The sequence below is a fragment of the Curvibacter sp. EU05-FHT14A10 genome, assembly GCF_058791075.1.
The window spans coordinates 502,932-520,617 of record NZ_JBYTDE010000002.1; the positions used below are offsets into that span (position 1 = coordinate 502,932).

Sequence of the window (17,686 nt, forward strand, 5' to 3'; positions counted from 1 at the left end):
GGTCTCCGGACCCCCCCCCCCCCCCCCCCCCGCCCACCTGCAGTCCCGGAGGGCCCTCAGAAGCTGTGCTTCATCCCCAGCGAGATACCGGTGCTGGTGGCACTCAGGCCGGCGCCCTGGTAGTCGCGCTTCCAGCGGGTGTTGTCGGCCTCAAGGTAGACCAGAGAGCGCTTCGACAGCTTGTATTCCAGGAACGCAATGGTCCGGTTGTAGCCGTCATCGAGTGCCGCCGTGCGCGACCGGTTCACACGGTAGTGCCCGACCAGCAGATCGAGCTGCGGCGTGATGGGCCAGGTGCCGCCCAGGCCCAGCACCTGGTTGCGCGTCTTGGCCGTGGCCGAGGTGTCTGCGGTGTGGCCGCTGTAGGTCAGGTTGAGCCTGCCCGCCCCCACCGGCACGGCAACACCACTGACATAGCCGTTGAGGGTGAGGCCCGTGACCGTCTTGAACTGCGTGTAGGCCACGACGGCCTGCCAACCTGCAGCCTTGTATTCGATGCTGGCCCCGTTCGAGGACAGCTTGCTGTTGCTGTCGGCCTGGTTGCCGAACGCGTGCATGACCCGAGCCGTGGTGTTGCCAAAGCCATAGGCGTACTTGACCGAGTTGTCCAACCGGTAGCTGCCGGTGCTGGAGCCCGAAGCACCATATTCGATGCCCAATTGATGGGCACTGAGCGCCGCAATCGCCACATTCGAGTTCAAGCTGGCAAAGCGGGTGGCCAGGGGGTCCACCGGCAGCACCGCGTCGGCCAGCAAGGTGTTCTGACGGCCCAGGGTGAGGGTACCCAGATCGCCCCGCAAACCAGTGTAAGCGCCGCGGTCAAAGAACTTGCTGCTGCTGGCGGTGGCGCCGGTGTTGATGTTCAGCCCCGACTCCAGAAAGAACAGGGCCTGCAGCCCGCCGCCCAGATCTTCGGTGCCGCGGTAGCCCAGGCGGCTGGTGGTGTTGATGCCGCTGTTGATCATGCTGGCACTGCCCACCGAGCGCGCATTGGCAGGGTCCATGCCGGAGGTGCTGCGCACCCCTGCGTCCATGATGCCGTAGACCACGGCGCTGCTCTGGGCCTGAGCCAGGCCCGAGGCCAGCAGGCCCAACAACAGCGTGGGCAGGGCATAGGCTGCCCGATGGGGCATCTTCTTCTTGGTCATGCAAGTCTCCTCGTTTCCCGGGATATCGTTTTGGTGAATGTGCTCCGCCGCCTGCAGCGGCCATGGCGTGGCGGACCCCGCGCAAAAGCGGCGTGATGATGCCGGGTCAACGGCTATTTCTCAATTGCATTAATTTGATTTATAAATGCTTCATGCGCATCAATATCGAATTAGGGGAACTGCAGGCCTTCCTGGCCGTGGCTGAAAAATCCAGCTTCAAGGCCGCGGCGGAGAGCCTGTTCCTTTCGCAGCCAGCACTCAGCCGCCGCATCGAGAAGCTGGAGCTGGAGCTCAAATGCCAGTTGTTTCAACGCACCACACGGCGCGTTGCACTGACGGACGAAGGCCGTCAGTTGCAGGCCCATGCGCAGATCGTGATGGAAGAGTTGCGCCTGGCTTACCAAGGCCTGGAGGCCCGGGCCTTGGCCCGCACCGGCAAGGTGACGGTGGCCTGCGTGCCCTCGGTGGCGCATCACATCCTGCCGGCCGTGCTGGCCCACTACGGCAGCCTGAACGAAGGCGTGCGGGTGAAGATCATCGATGAAAGTGCGCAGACCGTGCTGGACAGCGTGTTGCACGGCCATGCGGATTTCGGCGTGAACTTTCTGGGCAGCCAAGAGGCCGATCTGGAGTTCGTGCCCATCCGAACCGAGGACTACGTCGTGGTGGTCCCCGAAAGCCACGGCCTGGCCCGGCGTCGCAGCGTGTCCTGGAAGACGCTGCTCAAAGAGCCTTTGATTGCGGTGTCCAGCAGCAGCGGCAACCGCCTGCTGATCGACAGTGCCATTGCACGCACCGGCATGCGCCCCACCATCCGCTACGAGGTCAACCACGTCACCGGGGCCTTGAGCCTGGTGGCAGCGGGGCTGGGGGCGGCTGTCTTGCCGGCGTTGGCCGTGCAGGGCCCGCTCCAATCGGGCCTGAAAGGGGTGGCCCTGACCGACCCCGCGGTCTCACGCACCCTGGGCCTGATTGTTCACAAAGGCGCCCGACTGCATCCAGAAGCACAAAGCCTGGCTGACCTGTTGGTGCAGGCCATCCAGGCGGTCTGAGGGCGGGCGACAGAGGCCCCTTCGGGCCAGGCCCCCGCCTCGGGCATCAAGGCTGGCAGCTGAAGCTGGCGGCCGACTCGACGTCCCCCGTGCCGTTGTAGCGCGCCACCTTGGGGTAGGCGCACAGCGGTCGAGTGCGGGTGGCCGACCAGGTGCTGGGCACATCGGCATTCACGCCACCCGCATTGCCGGCCCCCCGGGCGCTAGCCACCACCTGATCCGGGGCCTTGCCCTGCTCCACCCAGGCCACCAGGGGCGTGATCATGTCGAACTGGTCGGTGGCGGGGCCGCCCGAGCAGTGGTTCATGCCAGGCACCTTGAACAGGCGGGCAAAGTTGGTGGCATCGCCTCCGTTGGCAGCGTTCAGGCCGTCAATCAAGGCCACGGTGTCGTTGACCGAGAAGATCGGATCGCTCACACCGTGGTAGACCATCACCTTGGCGCCCCGGTTCTTCAACCCGGACAGGTCGGTCGGGTTGGGTGGCGTCATGAAGCCCATGCCCGACTCGGTGTAGGTGCTGTTGGTGGCATTGATCTGGGCCACCAGGGTGTCGATGTTGGCGCCCAGGGTGAAGGCCGGCCCGTTGAAGGTGGCTGCCGCCTCGGGCGGGGTCTTGAAGATCAGGCCCACGGCGCCTGAATCAAGCTGCAGCGGCGCCGTGAACTCCCAAAAGGCCACGCCGGCACCCCCATGCCCGCTGTCGAACGGGAAGCTGTTGTAAACGGCGGCGCCCGCGCTGGTTGTGGGGCCCTTGAAGATGTTGGACACCGCCGTTTTCTGAGCCGTGGTCAGGCAGGTGCCATCGCGGCTGCCGGTGCAGGTGGGCACATCGGTGGCGATGTTGAACGCGGCCTGACAGGCCTTGCCATCCTGGATCATCCCGTCCGTGGCGCCGTCCAGTGCGTCGCACTTGGCCAGCACCGCCTTGGAGACCATCGTGCGCTCGGCGGTTGTGTAGGCCGTGCCCAGGCCGGCCGGGGTACTGGGGTCGGTGCCTGCCGCGACCAGGCTGGCGTACTGCTGGCCCCGGTAAATGCTGCGCACGGCCGCCTTGGGCAGGTTGTAACCCGGGGCGCCTGCCAGAAAGCCATCGTACTGGTCGCTGTAGCGCGCCGCCCCGACCAGGGTGTGACGCCCCCCGTTGGAGCAACCGCCCAGGTAAGACCGATCAGGGCCCTTGCCATAGGCCAGTTGAATCACGTTTTTGGCCATTGGGGTCAGCTTTCCGACCGCTTGGTAACCGTAGTCGAGGCGAGCTTGGGGATCGATACCGAACGTCGGGTTCTGGGCCGCAGTGTGTCCGGCGTCCGAACTCAACACTGCGAACCCCTGCAGCAAGGCATGGGTTTGGGGCCCCCCGCCAAAGCCACCTGTGGCCGTGACCACATTGCCGTCGGTACCCCCATTGGCCTGGTAAAAGAAGCGGCCATTCCAATTGACCGGCAGGCGCATTTCAAAGCCGATGGCATAGGTCTGACCATCGACGGCGCTCACACGCTGGTTCATCTTGCCTGTGACCAGGCAATGGGCCGGCACGGCCTGCCCCCCCACCGTGAGGGTGCCGGCAGCCACGGTGCTGGTGCCCGTGATGGCCGTGTTCTGCAGGGCGCCCAACTTGCTGGCCAAGGCCTCGCAGGTGCCGCTCAGGCTAGCACCGGTGGCGGCCCCCAACTGGGGGATCACCACACCGCCGCCACCGCCGCCACAGGCCGAAAGCACCGCCACAGCGAATGCAGCGGGCAACCATCGGCACGCGGCAGAATCATTTACCTTATTAAGCATCTTCATGTCTCCTCGTGGGTCAATTCGCGATTTATATTGGGAAAGTCCAACTCACGACCTTCCAGATACTTACTATATGTAATTAGTTTTGCACAAAAACTAGGGATTACGCGAAGGAATCGAAGAGGGGATGGAAGCCGATCCGGCGCACTTGGACAGGTGCCCCAGGCGAAAAGGCCACGGTGCACACAGGCGTGTGGTCACCCACGCAAGGGCCACTCGTCCAAAGACAAACAGAGATTCAGTGGGGATCAGGCTGGGCCAACACCCAGGCGGCCAGTTGACGGGCTTCGACCTCGGTCACACCAGGCTGGCGAGGCATGATCACGCGCCCCCAACGCCCCACCGAGCCGGCGCGGATGATCGCCGCCAGCCGCTCCGGGGCTTCGGGATCTCCGCGGTAGCGCTGGGCCACCTGGGCGTAGCCCGGCCCCACCTGCTTGTGCACCAGGCCATGGCAGGACAGGCAACCATGGCCACGGGCCAGACTCAGGCCCGGGTCGGTCACATCGCTGCCCGCATCGCCGAAAGCCACCCACAACAGGCCGGCCAAGGCCAGGCCCAGCAGCCCCGTCAGCGCCGCGGGCCAGAGGTGACGGATTCGATGGATCAAGGCAGGGGCACTTTCAGACCTTGCGGTGTGCAGCGACCTTGGCCAGCAACTCAAACAACAGGGTGCGCTCACCCGGGCTGAGGTGGCTCAGCAGATCCGCCTCCATGCGGTCGATGATGGCTTCCAACTTTTGCACCAGCACCTCACCGTCGGGGGTCAGCCTCAGGTGCTGCACACGCCGGTCCGTCTCGCTGCGCTCACGCTGCAGCAGCCCCCGCTCTTCCAGGCGCCCCAGCAGCAGCGTGAGGTTGGGGCCCGGCACATTCATCGCCACCGACAGGCGTTTGGGTGTGACATGTTCATTGGAGGCCACCAGCATCAACAGGCTGAACTCCAGCTTGTTGAGCTGGCAATGGGTCTCGATGTTCGACTTGAAGAGCCGATTGGTGGGGATGGACGCCTGCGCCAACTGATAACCCAGCAGGCGGGTGAGCCGATGGTGATCAAGGTGGCCGGGGCCGGTGGGGTCAGAAACACGTGTGCTGGGCATACCCGGGTGAGTTTAGCGCCGGCCCGGGCCAGCGGGGCCCGCCATCCTGACGCTTCAGGCAGGGTGCCTGATCAGCCCCCCCTTGAAGCCCAACAATGACACGGCCGCCAACAGCATGGCCAACAGGGCCAGCGTCATATCCGACAACGCTGGCACGCTCAAGGCATCGGCCCCGCCAAGCCCCACCCCGCCCGGGTCAGTGATCGTTCCATCAACCAACCCATCGTCGTCACCAGAGCCACCATCTGTCAGCGTCAATGTGACCGTGTTACCCGAGATTGAGGCCCCGGAAAAGACATACCAGTGCGCCGCGTCTGTAGGGCTGGTTTTACCGTACTTCCAGTACCGGGCACCTGCTGGCAAGGCCTGCGGGTAAGTCAGGGTCAGTTGAACGGTTCCCCCAACCGTGGCATTGCTGATGACCATGTCAAACAGGCCGTAGGGGAAGCTGACCCCCGCGGGCGCAGCTGTTGCTGGGGAACCGGCGTCACCACTCACCGCGATGAGGCGGGCACGGGTCAAGGTGGCACTGCCGCCCCCACCGGTGAACGCCGCCCCCACCGATCCGGAACCACCCGAGGGCGTGCCGCTGTAATTTCGCGCCGTGACCGGCAAGCTCAGCGTTTGTGATGGGGCTGCCGCATAGACGGCATTGCCTGCCTGACTGGCTGTAACAGTGCAAGTGCCCTCGGCTACACCCGTGACCACCTGTCCGCTCACGGTACAAATCGAGGTGGTCTGACTGGCCCAACTGAGCGTCAGGCCTGAACTGGCACTGGCGCTGAGCGTGCCCGTGCCACCCACAGACACCACCGGCGCGCTGCCCAGGGTGATGCTTTGAGTGGCCTGACCGACGGTGATCGTATAGGTGCTGGTGCTGCCATCTTGCGCAGTCACCACCAGGTTGATGGTGCTGCCCGCGGCGACGGCGGCCGAGGCCTGGCCTGCAAGCAGCGAGCTGCCGTTCAGGGCCATGCCCGCATGGCTGAGATCGTCGGGGGTGGCGCTGACCTGCACAGCGTTCGCGCCATTGTTCAACACTGCGCTGTAGCCGTAGACGGTCGCCGAAAAGACCGGCGAAAGCGTGGCGTTGCTCAGGCTGAGTGCCGCAAGCCGAGAGTCGTAGGAAACCACTGCGCCGAGGGTGACCGTATCCACCCGCGACTTCTTGATTGGGTAATCGTGCTGAATGGCGTTGACATCGCCATCCAGATCCTTGGCGCCAAGGCCATCGCCGTAAAAGACCACATCACCACTGTCGCTGATCAAATCCACCGTGCTGGCAGAGTTGGTGGTGTCCGGGACCTCGACGACGCCTTCGACAGAACCGCCATAGTTGGGCGCCGTGATGCTTCCCAAGGCGGTCGCCCGCATCTGAAGATTCGTGGCCAGACCCGTGCTGGAATCAAATGAACCGTCCCAGGTGAACAGACGGAAATCGTAAGGTGCCGTCCCCGTGGCGCTGTTGGCCGGCCCGGCAATGATCAGGTACTGTCCTGCCGCGTTTTTCTTGATGTCGCGGATGCCCCGCCCCCCAAGATCGAGTCGGATCGGCAGGCCCAGACCGGAACTCGGTTGACTGGCGTTGTAGGTGCCACCACTGGTCGTCAAGACCTGATTGGTGTCACGGTAATTGGCCACCTGAATGATCAGTGCGTGGGTACGGCCCGCGTTGTTGCCAGAGGTCACGCCAGGTTGTCCGGGTGCGGGTACCAAGGGGGCGCGGAATGCGAACCAACCCACGGAATCGTTTGGTGAGGTGGTCAACCCCTCGATGTTGAAGCCGTCCAGACTGCTGCCCTCCGGCGCGTTGCCGTCTGCCGTACTGGCCGCCAAGCCGAAATAGTCGCCCCCCAGACCATGCATGTTGCCACGGTCCCAGTTGATCAAATCAGGACGCAGGTACTTGTAGTAGCCCACGAAGGTCAAGCTCGGGTCGGATGGAGTACTGTCGTCCAGGGTATAGGCAAAGTAGCGCCAACGGGCTGGGCGGATCTGGCCGGAGCTGCTGTTGCTGTGGGAGCCAGACCAGTAGGTAACATTGCCAACCCGGGTCGCGGCCTCCATGTCGGACTCCAGGTTGGTGTTGCATTCATTGGCGCCATAGCTGGCGATGGTGGCAGCAAAGGTGCAATCGACACCTGTCTTGCCCGTGTTCACCTGAAGATCGGCAGAGATATCAAATACCTTGATCGGCTGCCCCGACCGCGTTCGGTCCCAGAGGTTGATGACGTTGCCTGGTTCATCGTCGGCCACCAGCACATAGGGGCTGCCAGCACTGCCGCTCACGATGGCATCGGATGAATCTGAGCGCCCGGCCATCCAGCGTGGATTGGTGCCTCCAGCGAGGTCGGCAGCGCTGCGCGCTGACACGGCGAAATGACGAGTTGCCGTCGTGACCGCCTGGTTCTGTCCCTGGGCATCGCCCCCATCGGTGACCGACACGGTCACATCGACATAACCTGCCCCGGTCAACGCCGCCGGGCTGATGGTCAGGGTGCAGGCTCCGGTACTGCAGCCGCTCAAACCCAGCCCCGAATCGGGCAACAAGGCTGTGTTGCTACTGTGCGCTGTGACCGTCAAGTTGGCTGTCGGCGTCTCGGCGTCCGACACGGTGAAGCTCAATCCCGTGCTGGCGACCGGATCGTGGGTGTCGCCTGCCGTGATCGGATAGCCGACGGTGTCAGTGCCGTCGGTGACCGAGGCAAAGGTCAGCAACGGTGCCGTATTGGGAGCCGCAATGGCGGCAGAAACCAGATCCGTGCTGGAACCCAGGCTGTTCACCGCACGAACCCTGAAATAGTGGGTTGCACCACTGAGTCCGGAGACCGTGACCGATGTCTGGGTGCCGGGCACGATCAGGGTCTGGGACGGCGCGGTGGCAAAGTTGTCGCTCGACACTTCTACCACGTAGTAGGCCACATCCCCGCCGGAACTCGGCGCATGCCATTGCGCAACAAAGCTGGTGGCAGTGACAGTGCCTGCATCAGCCTGGCTGGCACTGCCAGGGGCTTCAACAGGCAGACTCGCTTCAGGAGCTAACGCCACACCATAGAAGAAGGTGTTGGTCGAGGTGGTCGTGGCATCGCCCGTTGCCGTGGCAATGATGGCCGGTGTGCTGGCCGCCATGCTTGCCGTCGGACCCGCACCATCCACACTGCGGTACAGATTGCCGGTGTTGGAATCGGTGTAGAACAGCGCCACACGCCCATCGCCAAGATTCAGTGCCGCCAGCCCCTGCAGGTTGCCGACGCCCGTAGCAGTCAGGCTGCCCCGGCTGGTCCAGAGGGTGCCATCGTAGGAGTACTTGTCAATGCTGCCTGCACTGTTGTTGGCCAAATACAGGGTGTCACTGCCCGAGACACCAGTTTGCAGATCCAGCAAGGCCATACCGCGGTAATTGCCCACGGTCGTGATGCTGCCGATGGCGCTACCGGTTTGGCCTGTGGTGGTCGGAAGGCCGGTGCCAATGATGTTCAGCGTTGAGCTCTTGAGAGAAGCCCACAAACGGCCATCGGCCACCAGCAACCCATGCACGGCATTGGTGCTGTAGACCTGTGTGGCACTGGTGCTGCCTTTGGTGGCATACCAAACCCCCTGCTTGGCCGACGTGCTGCCGTCCCCACTGAGCCAGGCATGGCTGCAGTTGTCACTGACCGCTGCGCGAGGGGATTTGGTATTGAACGCATTGCTGCCCAGCGTGGTGGTGGTGTCCACAGCGCCGGCAGCGCTCACGATCGCCAACGAGCGCTGCACCGTGCCGCTGGCCGAAGCCGCCACACCTGTTGTGCCGGCCGCTGTGGCATACCCCGGCACCAGCAGGCAGGCCCCATCAAAGGAACGGGTCAACAACCCCTCCGAGCCCGTGCTGCTGGCGGTCAGAGCATTGGTCAGAGGTGCAGTGCCGGCAACGGTCGGCATGGTGATGGTCTGCACCAAGGTGCCATCCGCCCGGTATTCATCCAGGTAGACCGCCGTAGCTGCTGTGCTGGCTGAGATCGAGCCATCGCCCACCCTGTACAAGACCAGATTGCCCGGCGTGAATGCAGCTGCATGCACCGTACTTGCAATTGTCGCCACCACACTGAACAGCAAACTTGCCGCCAGCACCCTCTTTGATGCGAGCTTCATGACCGTATGTTCCGAACCCAAAGCGTACGAACATAGTTCGCAACGATGACAGGGTCGTGAAACCCCCGTCCGCCGCGGCGATGCACTGCGTCGTGCCAAAAAAGGGGCTAGAAGCACTCACTCATTAACCGTATAAACTATATATACTGTTTATATTTGCATCCCACCACGAAAGGAGGTTAACCCAATGACACTTCTGCTTGCTCTCTTATTCGCGATGCTGCTGATGGCATGGCAGCGCCAACTCCACCTGGGGCTTTACCGCGTGGTTCGCACGCGGCGCAAGGGCTGGATGACAGCAGAGCTGCGCTATCGGGACTTCCTCATCGCCCCGCACCGCGAGGCCTTTCCAGAGCCACGCGAAGAACGGCTGGTGGTATGGCGGCTGTTGGGCTGCGTGATTTATGTGCGCCGCCGCAGCGTGGCCCTGCCCAGCCAGTGCGACGCCCGCATCAACCACATCAGCGAGCGCGACTTTGACGCCCGCTTCGAGAACGACTTTCGCCTGACCGCCTGGTGAACTGCCCGCACCTGAGGATCTCAGTGGCCCCGTACCAGGCTGAGCAAGGCCTGGGGTGCACCATACAGCACCTGCCCGGTGACCACCCTTGAGCCGCCCGCGGCCTGCACCTGCAGGGCCGGCACCCCTTGAAGCCCCAGTTGCTGCCAGGCACTGCGGGCTTTTTGCATGCGCTCGCGGGCATGGGCCAACAGGCCGGCATCGCCGGTCTGCAAGGCCTGGGCCGCGGCCTGCAGGCCCAGGCCATTGAGCAGGGCGACCACCACGGCAGCATCGCTGGTGGCCAGGCCATCCACATACCGCGCATGCTGCAGCGCGTGCAGGGTCTCAAGCTCACGCCCGGGGGCCGTGATCTGCACCGCACTCAAAGCCCGGGTGGCAGGCCCCGAATCGAAGGGCCTTGAAGCGTCTCCAAGCACCTGGTCTCGGTATGCCGGGCTGAACACCTGACCGGTCAAGGCCTGGATGCGTTGGTCATTGGCCCAGGCATAGGCCGCCATGCCACTGTCCATGGGCCGGGCCGCCTGATCGGCAAACAGGCCCACTGGCGCCAAGGTCAGCGCAATGTCGGCTTGCCCCTGCAACACCTTGAGGGCTGGCGTTGCGCCATAGCACCAGCCGCACAACGGGTCAAAGAAATAGCGAACCTGGATGAGATCGGTCTGGCTCATGTGGCACTCCGGTTGGGTTGACGGGATGGCGTGATCGTTCAGCGGCTTACCACTTCATCTCGCCCTTGTTGACCTTGGCCCCCAGGTCCAGCGACATCCCGCCGGGCAAGCCCGGGTAGGCCTGGTTCATGCCCTGCACCACCGCCGCGCTGTTGGCGCCCTTGGCCAGTTGCTGCTCAAAGGTCTTGAGGTAAGTGCTGGTGAAGCTCAGATTGGCCGGCGTCAGCGGGGTGGCTGCCGCCATGTGGCCCGGCACCACCACCTCCGGCTTCAGGGCCGCCATCTCGTCCAGCTGGGCCACCCAGGCGGCCCGCTCGGCCACCGTCTGCGTATCGGCCGTCCACACATGCATCTGGCCGAACACCCCCAGAGCGCCAGTGACGGTCTTGATCGAAGGGATCCAGACATAAGGGCGGTGCGCCAGCAGGCCTTGCGTGCCGCGCAGTTCAATGACTTCGCCGTCCACGCTCAGGCTGTTGCCTTGCAGGGCCTTGGGCAGCACCGGGGTGACCGGCGCATTGGCGCCCATCTTGGGGCCCCAATAGGCCAGCTTGCCGGCCAGCTTGGCCTGGATCTTCTCCAGCACCGCAGGGGTGGCCACCACCTCGGCGGCCGGGAACAGGGATTTCAGCGTTTCCACGCCAAAGTAGTAGTCGGGATCAGCCTGGCTGACCAGGATGGTCTTGAGCTGCCGGCCGGAGTCGAGCACGTTGGCGGCGATGCGCAGGGCATCGGAGCGCGTGAAGCCCGCGTCGATGACCACCGCCTCCTTGGCGCCATAGACCAGGGTGGAGTTGACGTTGAAGCTGTTGGGCCCAGCGGTATAGACCTGCAGGTGAAGGGGCTCGGCCTGGGCGGCGGCGGCAAAGGCCAGGGACAGGGTGGCGGCGATGACGGTGGTGCGGAACATGAGCAAGGTCCTGGTGGTTGATTGGGATGACCGGCAGTTTAGTTTCCTGAATCGCGCAGATAAACCCGATAATCTGCGCATATCTGTTGCACAAATCGATCAAATCATGGACCGTCTCACTGCCATGCGGGTGTTTGCCGAGGTGGCCACGGCCGGCAGCTTCAGCGCCGCCGCCGACACGCTGGAGATGTCACGCTCGATGGTCACGCGCCATGTGGGCGAGCTGGAGCAATGGCTGGGCACCCGCCTGCTGCAACGCACCACCCGCCAGGTGACCCTCACCGACGCTGGCGAAAACTGCCTGCGCCGATGCCAGCAAATGCTGGCCTTGGCCGACAGCCTGCAAGAGGAGACCGACACCCATGGCGACACCTTGCGCGGCCTGCTGCGGGTGACCTGCAGCGTATCGCTGGCCTACGCGCAACTGGCGGCGATGCTGACCGATTTTCTGAGCCGGCACCCGCAGCTCAAGATCGACCTCAATGCCAGCGAGGCGGCCCTCAACCTCGTTGAGGCGCGGGTGGATCTGGCCATCCGAATCAGCAGCGACCCCGACCCGATGTTGATCGCCCGCCCCCTGGCGCCCTGCGAATCGCACCTGGTGGCGGCGCCAGGCTACCTGGCCCGCCAGGGCCGGCCCGAACAACCCGAAGACCTGGGCCGGCACCGCTGCCTGAGCTACGCCAACTTTGGCAAGCATGTATGGCGACTGACGCGTGGCGATGAGACCCGTGAGGTGGCCGTGGCGGCGTATTTCAGCGCCAACGAAGCCACCGCCCTGATGCAGGCCACCCTGGCCGGCGCGGGCATCGCCCTGCTGCCCAGCTACCTGGTGCACGCCGAGCTGGCGGCGGGCCGGCTGCAGGCCGTGCTGCCCGAATGGCAACTGCCCACCCTCACCATCCAGGCGCTGTACCCCTCGCGCCGGCAGCTGTCACCCGCTGTGCGCGCCCTGCTCGATGAGTTGGTGCTGCGCTTCGCCAACCCGCCCTGGCAGACGCACTCGCCCTGACGCGGCGCAGAACCTCGGAATCCAAGCCCCGTGGAATCCCTGGGGGTGGCAGTGGCGCGGCCACCGCGCCCCGATCCTCCAACTGAAGTCTCAGGCCACTGGCCCCGCGCCGCGCACGCCGATCTGGCACACCGCCGTGGCCGAGGCCACCGCCCGACCGCCTTGGGACAAGGTGGCGCTGAGGTTGGCCACGCGGCGACCGCGGTGGACGAAGCAGGCCTCGGCCTGCAGCGGCCCCGGGCGGGCGGGCCGGTGGAAGGCCACATTGAGGTTCAGGGTCAGGACGACGCCCTCGCCGGCCAGACTGGCATCGAGCAGGCAGGCCGTCACATCGTCGAGCATGGCGCAGAGCATGCCGCCCTGCACCGTGCCAGCCGGGTTGAGAAAGGCGGCCGTGGCCTCGTAGGCCACGCTCAGCCGCCCCTGCGCCAGGTCCAGGGCCAGGGGCTGCGCCCCCAGCAGGCGTGCCACCGGCGGTGTGGGCGGCAAGGCGGCCAGCCCGGGCTCAGGCCTCGTCGCGGATGCCATTGCGCAGCACGCCGATGGCGTCGATGTCGATCTCGACCACGTCACCAGGCTTCATGAACACCGGTGGGGTGCGCTTGTTGCCCACCCCACCCGGCGTGCCGGTCACGATCACGTCGCCGGCCTCCAGCGGAATGAAGGCCGAGATGTAGGCGATCTGGCGTGGGATGCTGTGAATCATCATGTCGGTGGTGGCCCGCTGCATTTCCTGGCCATTGAGGCGGGTGACCAACGTCATCTGCTGATCGGGGGCGATCTCGTCGGCACTGACCATCCAGGGGCCGAAAGCACCGGTGCGGTAAAAGTTCTTGCCGGGTGTCCATTGCGAGGTGGCCACCTGCCAGTCCCGGATGCTGCCGTCGTTGTAGCAGCTGTAGCCGGCAATGTGGCTCCAAGAGTCCGCTTCGCTGATGCGGCGCCCGCCACGACCGATGATGATGGCGATCTCGCCTTCATAGTCCAGGCGGTGCGACTCGGGCGGACGGATGATGTCCTGGCCGTGGGCCACCTGCGATTCGGTGGTGCGCAGAAACAGCACCGGGCACTCGGTGACCTGCTTGCCCGTCTCACGCACGTGCTCACCGTAGTTCAGGCCCACGCAGACGATCTTGTTCGGATTGGGGATCACAGGCAACAGGGTGAGTTGCGAGAAGCGCAGCGTGGCCGCGTGCTGACCGGCCGCCTCGGCAGCAGCGCCCAGCAGGTCGAGGGCAATCAGCGTCTTGAGATCGGGGGCACGGTCGCCAAACAAGGGCTTGAGGTCAAGCACGTGTTCGCCTTGGACCAGGCCGTAACTGGGAACACCTTGGTTCAGGAAGCTGACGAATTTCATGGGAACTCCGGTAGGGGTGCTAGGGGATGCGGACCGTGATCTCCTGCGCGGCGCGGGTGAGCAGACGCGCCAGCTTGGGCAGGTCCACCAACGCCATGCGCTGCACGGTCGTGACAAGGGAAATGGCGCCAAGGACAGAGCCGTCGGCGCGGTACAGCGGCGCAGCCAGTGCCGCCAGCTCGGGCTCCAGTTCTCCGTTGGAGAAGTAGTAGCCCGTCTTGCGGATAGCGCTGTAGTACTTTCTGAAGTCGGACCAGTTGGTAGGCAGTCCGACCGAGCCCACCTCATCGAGGTGCTCGTCGAACAGGCGGTGCAACTGGGCCGGGCTGAGACCGGCCAGAATGACTTTCGGGGCCGCGCCCTGAAACAGGGGACGGGGCCGGCCCCGGCCATAACTCAGGCTGGCGGGTGCGGTGCCAAGTTCGCGGTGGGTGTCCAGCAACTGCTGGCCATACAAGGCCGAGATGACGCAATCAAATCCGGTCTGGGTGACCAGTTCCTGCATGAAGGGCACACCGTGCTGCAGCACCGGATCGGCGCGCCGGATGTAGTAATCCAGCATGATGATGCGCGGTCCCAGCGTGTACTGGGAGTCGGCCGAACGCTGCAGCAGGCCCGCGTCCGTCAGCATCTTCACATAGCGGTAGCCCGTCGGCAGGGAGACCTGGAGCGCGGCCGTGATGGCCTCGGCGCTCCAGCTCAGCTGGCGGTCAGAGAACAGATCCAGCACGCTGAGCATGCGCACGAGGCTGGAATCGGATTTGTCGGTCATGAGGCTCGGATCAGTGGGGTTGGAGGGGCGCCACGGGCATCAAAGCCGTGATGGCATCCAACTCCCCGGGCGACTTGGCCAAGCCCATGATATAGCGGTCGGGCCGCAACACCACGGCCTGTGCCGCCTGGGCCTGCAGCCAATCCTGCAGGCCGGCGTCGGCCTCCAGCACGGTCGCGCCGGACGCCTGCCAATGCGCCTGGGTGGCCACCGAGGCCGCCGCCAGCGCCGGGGCGAGGCCGATCACGGCGAAGCGTTGGCCCAGGGCCTCGTCCAGCAGGCGGCCGTCGGCCAAACGGGGCTGAGGGAAGATCTGCGCCACCGGCGCGGCCTCGCCCCGCCACAGGCCTGGGCCGATGCGGGGAGCCGGGAACTCGAAGATCTCGGGCTGATCCTGGCGAAAGCGCGCATCGCGGACGCGCGCCTGCTCGGGATCGGTGGTCTGGATGATGTTGCCCAGGCGCACCGCCAGTTCGATGAACGCGTGCACATGGGGCGAACGCTCGGCCTCGTAGCTGTCCAGCAGCGTGTCCGGGGCTTGCCGAGCCAGCACGGCCTGCAGCTTCCAGGCCAGATTGGCCACATCGCGGATCGCCGCGCACATGCCCTGCCCCAGGAAGGGCGGGGTCTGGTGGGCCGCATCGCCGGCCAGCAGCAGGCGGCCCTGACGCCAGCCCTGGGCAATCACGGACTGGAAGGTGTAGATGACGGCCCGCTCGATCTCGGCATGCTCGGGGCTCATCCAGCGGCTGACCAGGCGCCACAGTGACTCGGGCTTGACCAGCTCAACCGGGTCGTCACCGGGCAACACCATGATCTCCCAGCGGCGGCGGCGGCCCGTGACATTGCACCAGGTCATGGGGCGCGCCGGGTCGCAGTACTGCACCGTGTGCTCAGGCAGTTCGGGCGCGTTGTCACGCAGCAGTACATCGAACACCAGCCAGGGCTGACGCAAGCCCAGGTCATGCATGGGCGAGCCCATGGCGCAACGCAACATCGAGCGGGCCCCGTCGCAGCCCACCACATAGCGCGCGTGCAGGTTCAAGGGCTCGACATGGTCGGGCGACCGCACGGTGAGCCGCACCTGCTCACCCTCGTCCTGCACGGCCAGCACCTCATGGCGCAACAGCACCTGCACCCGCTCGAAGCGGCGCAAGCCCTCGCGCAACACCTGCTCCAACTCGGGCTGATTGAAGTAGTAGTTGCTGGCGCAGCCGTGCGGGCCATTCAACTGGGTGCCCCCCCGGATCATCAGGGTCTCCCCGTCAGCATTCACGAAGCGCATGCCGTTCAGGCCCGGACGCGAGATCGCTTCCACCTGCTGACGCAGGCCGATGCCCTGGAAGGCCCGCATCACCTCGCCATCGAAATGGATGGCCCGCGGCAGCGGGTAGATGCCGGCCTCGCGGTCCAGCACCAGCACCGACAGCCCGGCCTGGCCCAGCAGGTTGGCCAGCATCGCCCCGGCTGGCCCCAGACCGACGATGGCCACGTCGTGAAGTGTGGTGCTCATGCTGCGCCTCCTTCGGCCCGCCCCATGCGCCGCGCCATTCCGGCCTGCCACTCTGCGCGGCTCTGGAATCGCGGCCGGCTGCTGGCCAGTTGGCGCGCCTGCTCGAACACCTGCTCGTCCGGCTGATCCAGGTCGATGGGCTCACGCAGTGGCTGTTCGCAGTACCAGGGCATGTCCATGAACACCTCCAGGCGGTTGCCTTCGGGGTCGCGGAAGTAGATCGAGATGGCATTGCCATGGGTGGCACTGATCAGTTCACTGCTGCCACTGTCGGCCGCCACGCGCGCTCGCACCGCGCGCAGGGTGGCCAGATCGGGCACCCGCAGCGAAATCTGGTTGATCACGCTGAACGCCAGATCGGCCGGGCGGCCGCTGGCCAAGACGATCTGGTGGTGCTCGGCCGGATCGCGGCTCATGAAGACCAGTTGCACCGGCCCCAGGTCGCCCCGGTCGGTCTCGGTGAAACAAAGCACTTCTTGGTAGTAGCGCGCCATGCGCTCCAGGTCGCACACATAGAAGCCCATGTGGCTGAACACCAGGGAGCCGGGCCGGCTCAAGGGCGGAACAGGAATGCTCATCTTGTCTCCTTTTGATAAGTAGGCATCTGTTTTTTATTCTGCACCAGTTTTTTATCTTTGTTTTCTTATATTTTGACATTTAATTGTTTTTTACTGCAGAATTCAGCCGTCGAACGACAAAGAGACTCACACCATGAAAAACAGGAGACTTGCCTTGAACCTATTCACCCGCTGCCTGGGCGCCTTGCTGCCCACTCTGGCTTTGCTGAGCAGCCCCGCGGCCAGCGCCCAGGACTACCCCAGCAAACCGATCCGGATCATTGCGCCCTTCGCCGCGGGCACCGGCCCCGATGCCAACACCCGCGAAATCGCGGCCGAGTTGACACGCGTGCTAGGCCAGCCCGTGGTGGTTGAGAACCGCCCCGGGGCCTCGTCGACCATCGGCATGGATGCCGCTGCCCGCTCGGCCCCCGATGGCTACACCCTGGTGATGGGCTCGACCACTTCACACTCGGTGGTGCCAGCCCTGTACCGCAAGGTGCCTTACAACGCAGAGCGCGATTTCGCCCCGATCAGCATCCTGGGCCTGCTCAATACCGCCTTGCTGGCCAATGCCAACCTGCCCGAGACCAACGCCCGTGAGGTGCTGGCCCGGCTGAAGTTGCAGCCCGAAGGTCTGGTGGCCGGCACCTCCGGCGTGGGCAGCTACTCGCACCTGGCCGGCGAGTGGTTTGCCCACAGCGCAGGGGTGCGCTTGAACTTTGTGCCGTACAACACCACCAGCCCCTATGCCGACCTGGTCTCGGGCCAGGTTCAGCTGATGTTCGATGCCCTGCCCACCGCCCTGGGCAACGTGAAGGCCGGCAAACTCAAGGTGCTGGCCTTGACCGGCACCAGCCGGCACCCCAGCTTTCCGGATGTGCCCACCTTTGCCGAACTGGGCCTGAAGGACTACAGCCCCACAGCCTGGACCGGCCTGTTTGCCCCGGCCGGAACGCCCAAGCCCATCGTGGACAAACTGAGCGCAGCCATGCAAAAGGCCAGCACCCAGAACCCGGCCTTGATCGAACGGTGGCGCTCCTATGGCGGCGAGCTCAAGGCCAACACGCCTGAAGCCTTTGCCGCCTTTCTGAAGCAGGACGCCGTGCTGTGGGGCCAAGCCATCCGCCACACCGGCCTCAAGCTGGACTGAGCGC

Annotated in this window: 16 protein-coding genes; 4 read left to right on the plus strand and 12 right to left on the minus strand. The window is 64.9% G+C overall.

Going from position 1 to position 17,686, the window contains the following annotated elements; all coding sequences use genetic code 11:
- Window positions 1-56 precede the first annotated feature (56 nt).
- Window positions 57-1,148, minus strand: coding sequence for a porin (locus AC3WUT_RS05420; RefSeq protein WP_492346047.1), 1,092 nt, complete (start codon window positions 1,146-1,148; stop codon window positions 57-59).
- A gap of 152 nt (window positions 1,149-1,300) precedes the next feature.
- Here AC3WUT_RS05420 and AC3WUT_RS05425 point away from each other — a divergent pair, with 152 nt between their 5' ends.
- Window positions 1,301-2,200 carry a LysR family transcriptional regulator gene (locus AC3WUT_RS05425; protein ID WP_492346048.1) on the plus strand — a complete coding sequence of 300 codons (900 nt, stop codon included), beginning with the start codon at window positions 1,301-1,303 and terminating at the stop codon, window positions 2,198-2,200.
- A gap of 46 nt (window positions 2,201-2,246) precedes the next feature.
- Here the strand turns inward: AC3WUT_RS05425 and AC3WUT_RS05430 are convergent, their stop codons facing one another.
- From AC3WUT_RS05430 to AC3WUT_RS05445, 4 genes are all read right to left on the minus strand, one after another.
- Complete coding sequence (locus AC3WUT_RS05430; protein ID WP_492346049.1) at window positions 2,247-3,983, minus strand: tannase/feruloyl esterase family alpha/beta hydrolase; 1,737 nt, start codon at window positions 3,981-3,983, stop codon at window positions 2,247-2,249.
- A 241-nt stretch (window positions 3,984-4,224) separates the two neighbouring features.
- A complete protein-coding gene (locus AC3WUT_RS05435; RefSeq protein WP_492346050.1) occupies window positions 4,225-4,596 on the minus strand; it encodes a c-type cytochrome in 372 nt (123 codons plus the stop codon).
- Window positions 4,597-4,609: 13 nt separating this feature from the next.
- On the minus strand, window positions 4,610-5,086 hold the full coding sequence (locus AC3WUT_RS05440) for a MarR family winged helix-turn-helix transcriptional regulator (protein ID WP_492346051.1): 477 nt from the start codon (window positions 5,084-5,086) through the stop codon (window positions 4,610-4,612).
- Window positions 5,087-5,140: 54 nt separating this feature from the next.
- Window positions 5,141-9,217: a beta strand repeat-containing protein gene (locus tag AC3WUT_RS05445; RefSeq protein ID WP_492346052.1), complete on the minus strand. Its 4,077-nt coding sequence runs from the start codon at window positions 9,215-9,217 to the stop codon at window positions 5,141-5,143.
- Window positions 9,218-9,404: 187 nt separating this feature from the next.
- On the opposite strand from AC3WUT_RS05445, the gene AC3WUT_RS05450 reads away from it, so the two are divergent.
- Window positions 9,405-9,737 carry a hypothetical protein gene (locus tag AC3WUT_RS05450; RefSeq protein ID WP_492346053.1) on the plus strand — a complete coding sequence of 111 codons (333 nt, stop codon included), beginning with the start codon at window positions 9,405-9,407 and terminating at the stop codon, window positions 9,735-9,737.
- A gap of 20 nt (window positions 9,738-9,757) precedes the next feature.
- On the opposite strand, the gene AC3WUT_RS05455 is transcribed toward AC3WUT_RS05450, so the two are convergent.
- Together AC3WUT_RS05455 and AC3WUT_RS05460 are read right to left on the minus strand one after the other, a co-directional pair.
- Window positions 9,758-10,408, minus strand: coding sequence for a DsbA family protein (locus tag AC3WUT_RS05455; RefSeq protein WP_492346054.1), 651 nt, complete (start codon window positions 10,406-10,408; stop codon window positions 9,758-9,760).
- 46 nt (window positions 10,409-10,454) lie between these two features.
- Entirely contained in the window at window positions 10,455-11,318 is an 864-nt protein-coding gene (locus AC3WUT_RS05460) for an MBL fold metallo-hydrolase (protein ID WP_492346055.1), read from the minus strand.
- Between the two features lie 106 nt (window positions 11,319-11,424).
- Here AC3WUT_RS05460 and AC3WUT_RS05465 point away from each other — a divergent pair, with 106 nt between their 5' ends.
- Window positions 11,425-12,330 (plus strand): LysR family transcriptional regulator, encoded by a 906-nt coding sequence (locus AC3WUT_RS05465; protein ID WP_492346056.1) that lies wholly within the window; start codon window positions 11,425-11,427, stop codon window positions 12,328-12,330.
- Window positions 12,331-12,420: 90 nt separating this feature from the next.
- On the opposite strand, the gene AC3WUT_RS05470 is transcribed toward AC3WUT_RS05465, so the two are convergent.
- Genes AC3WUT_RS05470 through AC3WUT_RS05490 form a run of 5 tightly spaced genes read right to left on the minus strand, consistent with a single transcriptional unit; the run spans window position 12,421 to window position 16,550 of the window.
- Complete coding sequence (locus tag AC3WUT_RS05470) at window positions 12,421-12,858, minus strand: PaaI family thioesterase (RefSeq protein ID WP_492346057.1); 438 nt, start codon at window positions 12,856-12,858, stop codon at window positions 12,421-12,423.
- The gene (locus AC3WUT_RS05475; protein WP_492346058.1) at window positions 12,836-13,687 is read right to left on the minus strand and encodes a fumarylacetoacetate hydrolase family protein; all 852 of its coding nucleotides are present in this window, start codon (window positions 13,685-13,687) and stop codon (window positions 12,836-12,838) included. The genes AC3WUT_RS05470 and AC3WUT_RS05475 overlap by 23 nt, the downstream gene beginning before the upstream one ends.
- Before the next feature lie 19 nt (window positions 13,688-13,706).
- Window positions 13,707-14,459, minus strand: coding sequence for an IclR family transcriptional regulator (locus tag AC3WUT_RS05480; protein WP_492346059.1), 753 nt, complete (start codon window positions 14,457-14,459; stop codon window positions 13,707-13,709).
- A 10-nt stretch (window positions 14,460-14,469) separates the two neighbouring features.
- Window positions 14,470-15,972 carry a bifunctional 3-(3-hydroxy-phenyl)propionate/3-hydroxycinnamic acid hydroxylase MhpA gene (gene mhpA / locus AC3WUT_RS05485; protein ID WP_492346060.1) on the minus strand — a complete coding sequence of 501 codons (1,503 nt, stop codon included), beginning with the start codon at window positions 15,970-15,972 and terminating at the stop codon, window positions 14,470-14,472.
- Window positions 15,969-16,550 carry a VOC family protein gene (locus AC3WUT_RS05490; protein WP_492346061.1) on the minus strand — a complete coding sequence of 194 codons (582 nt, stop codon included), beginning with the start codon at window positions 16,548-16,550 and terminating at the stop codon, window positions 15,969-15,971. Before AC3WUT_RS05490 ends, mhpA begins: the two co-directional genes overlap by 4 nt.
- Window positions 16,551-16,704: 154 nt before the next feature.
- On the opposite strand from AC3WUT_RS05490, the gene AC3WUT_RS05495 reads away from it, so the two are divergent.
- Window positions 16,705-17,682 (plus strand): Bug family tripartite tricarboxylate transporter substrate binding protein, encoded by a 978-nt coding sequence (locus tag AC3WUT_RS05495; protein WP_492346062.1) that lies wholly within the window; start codon window positions 16,705-16,707, stop codon window positions 17,680-17,682.
- The last annotated feature ends 4 nt before the right edge of the window (window positions 17,683-17,686 follow it).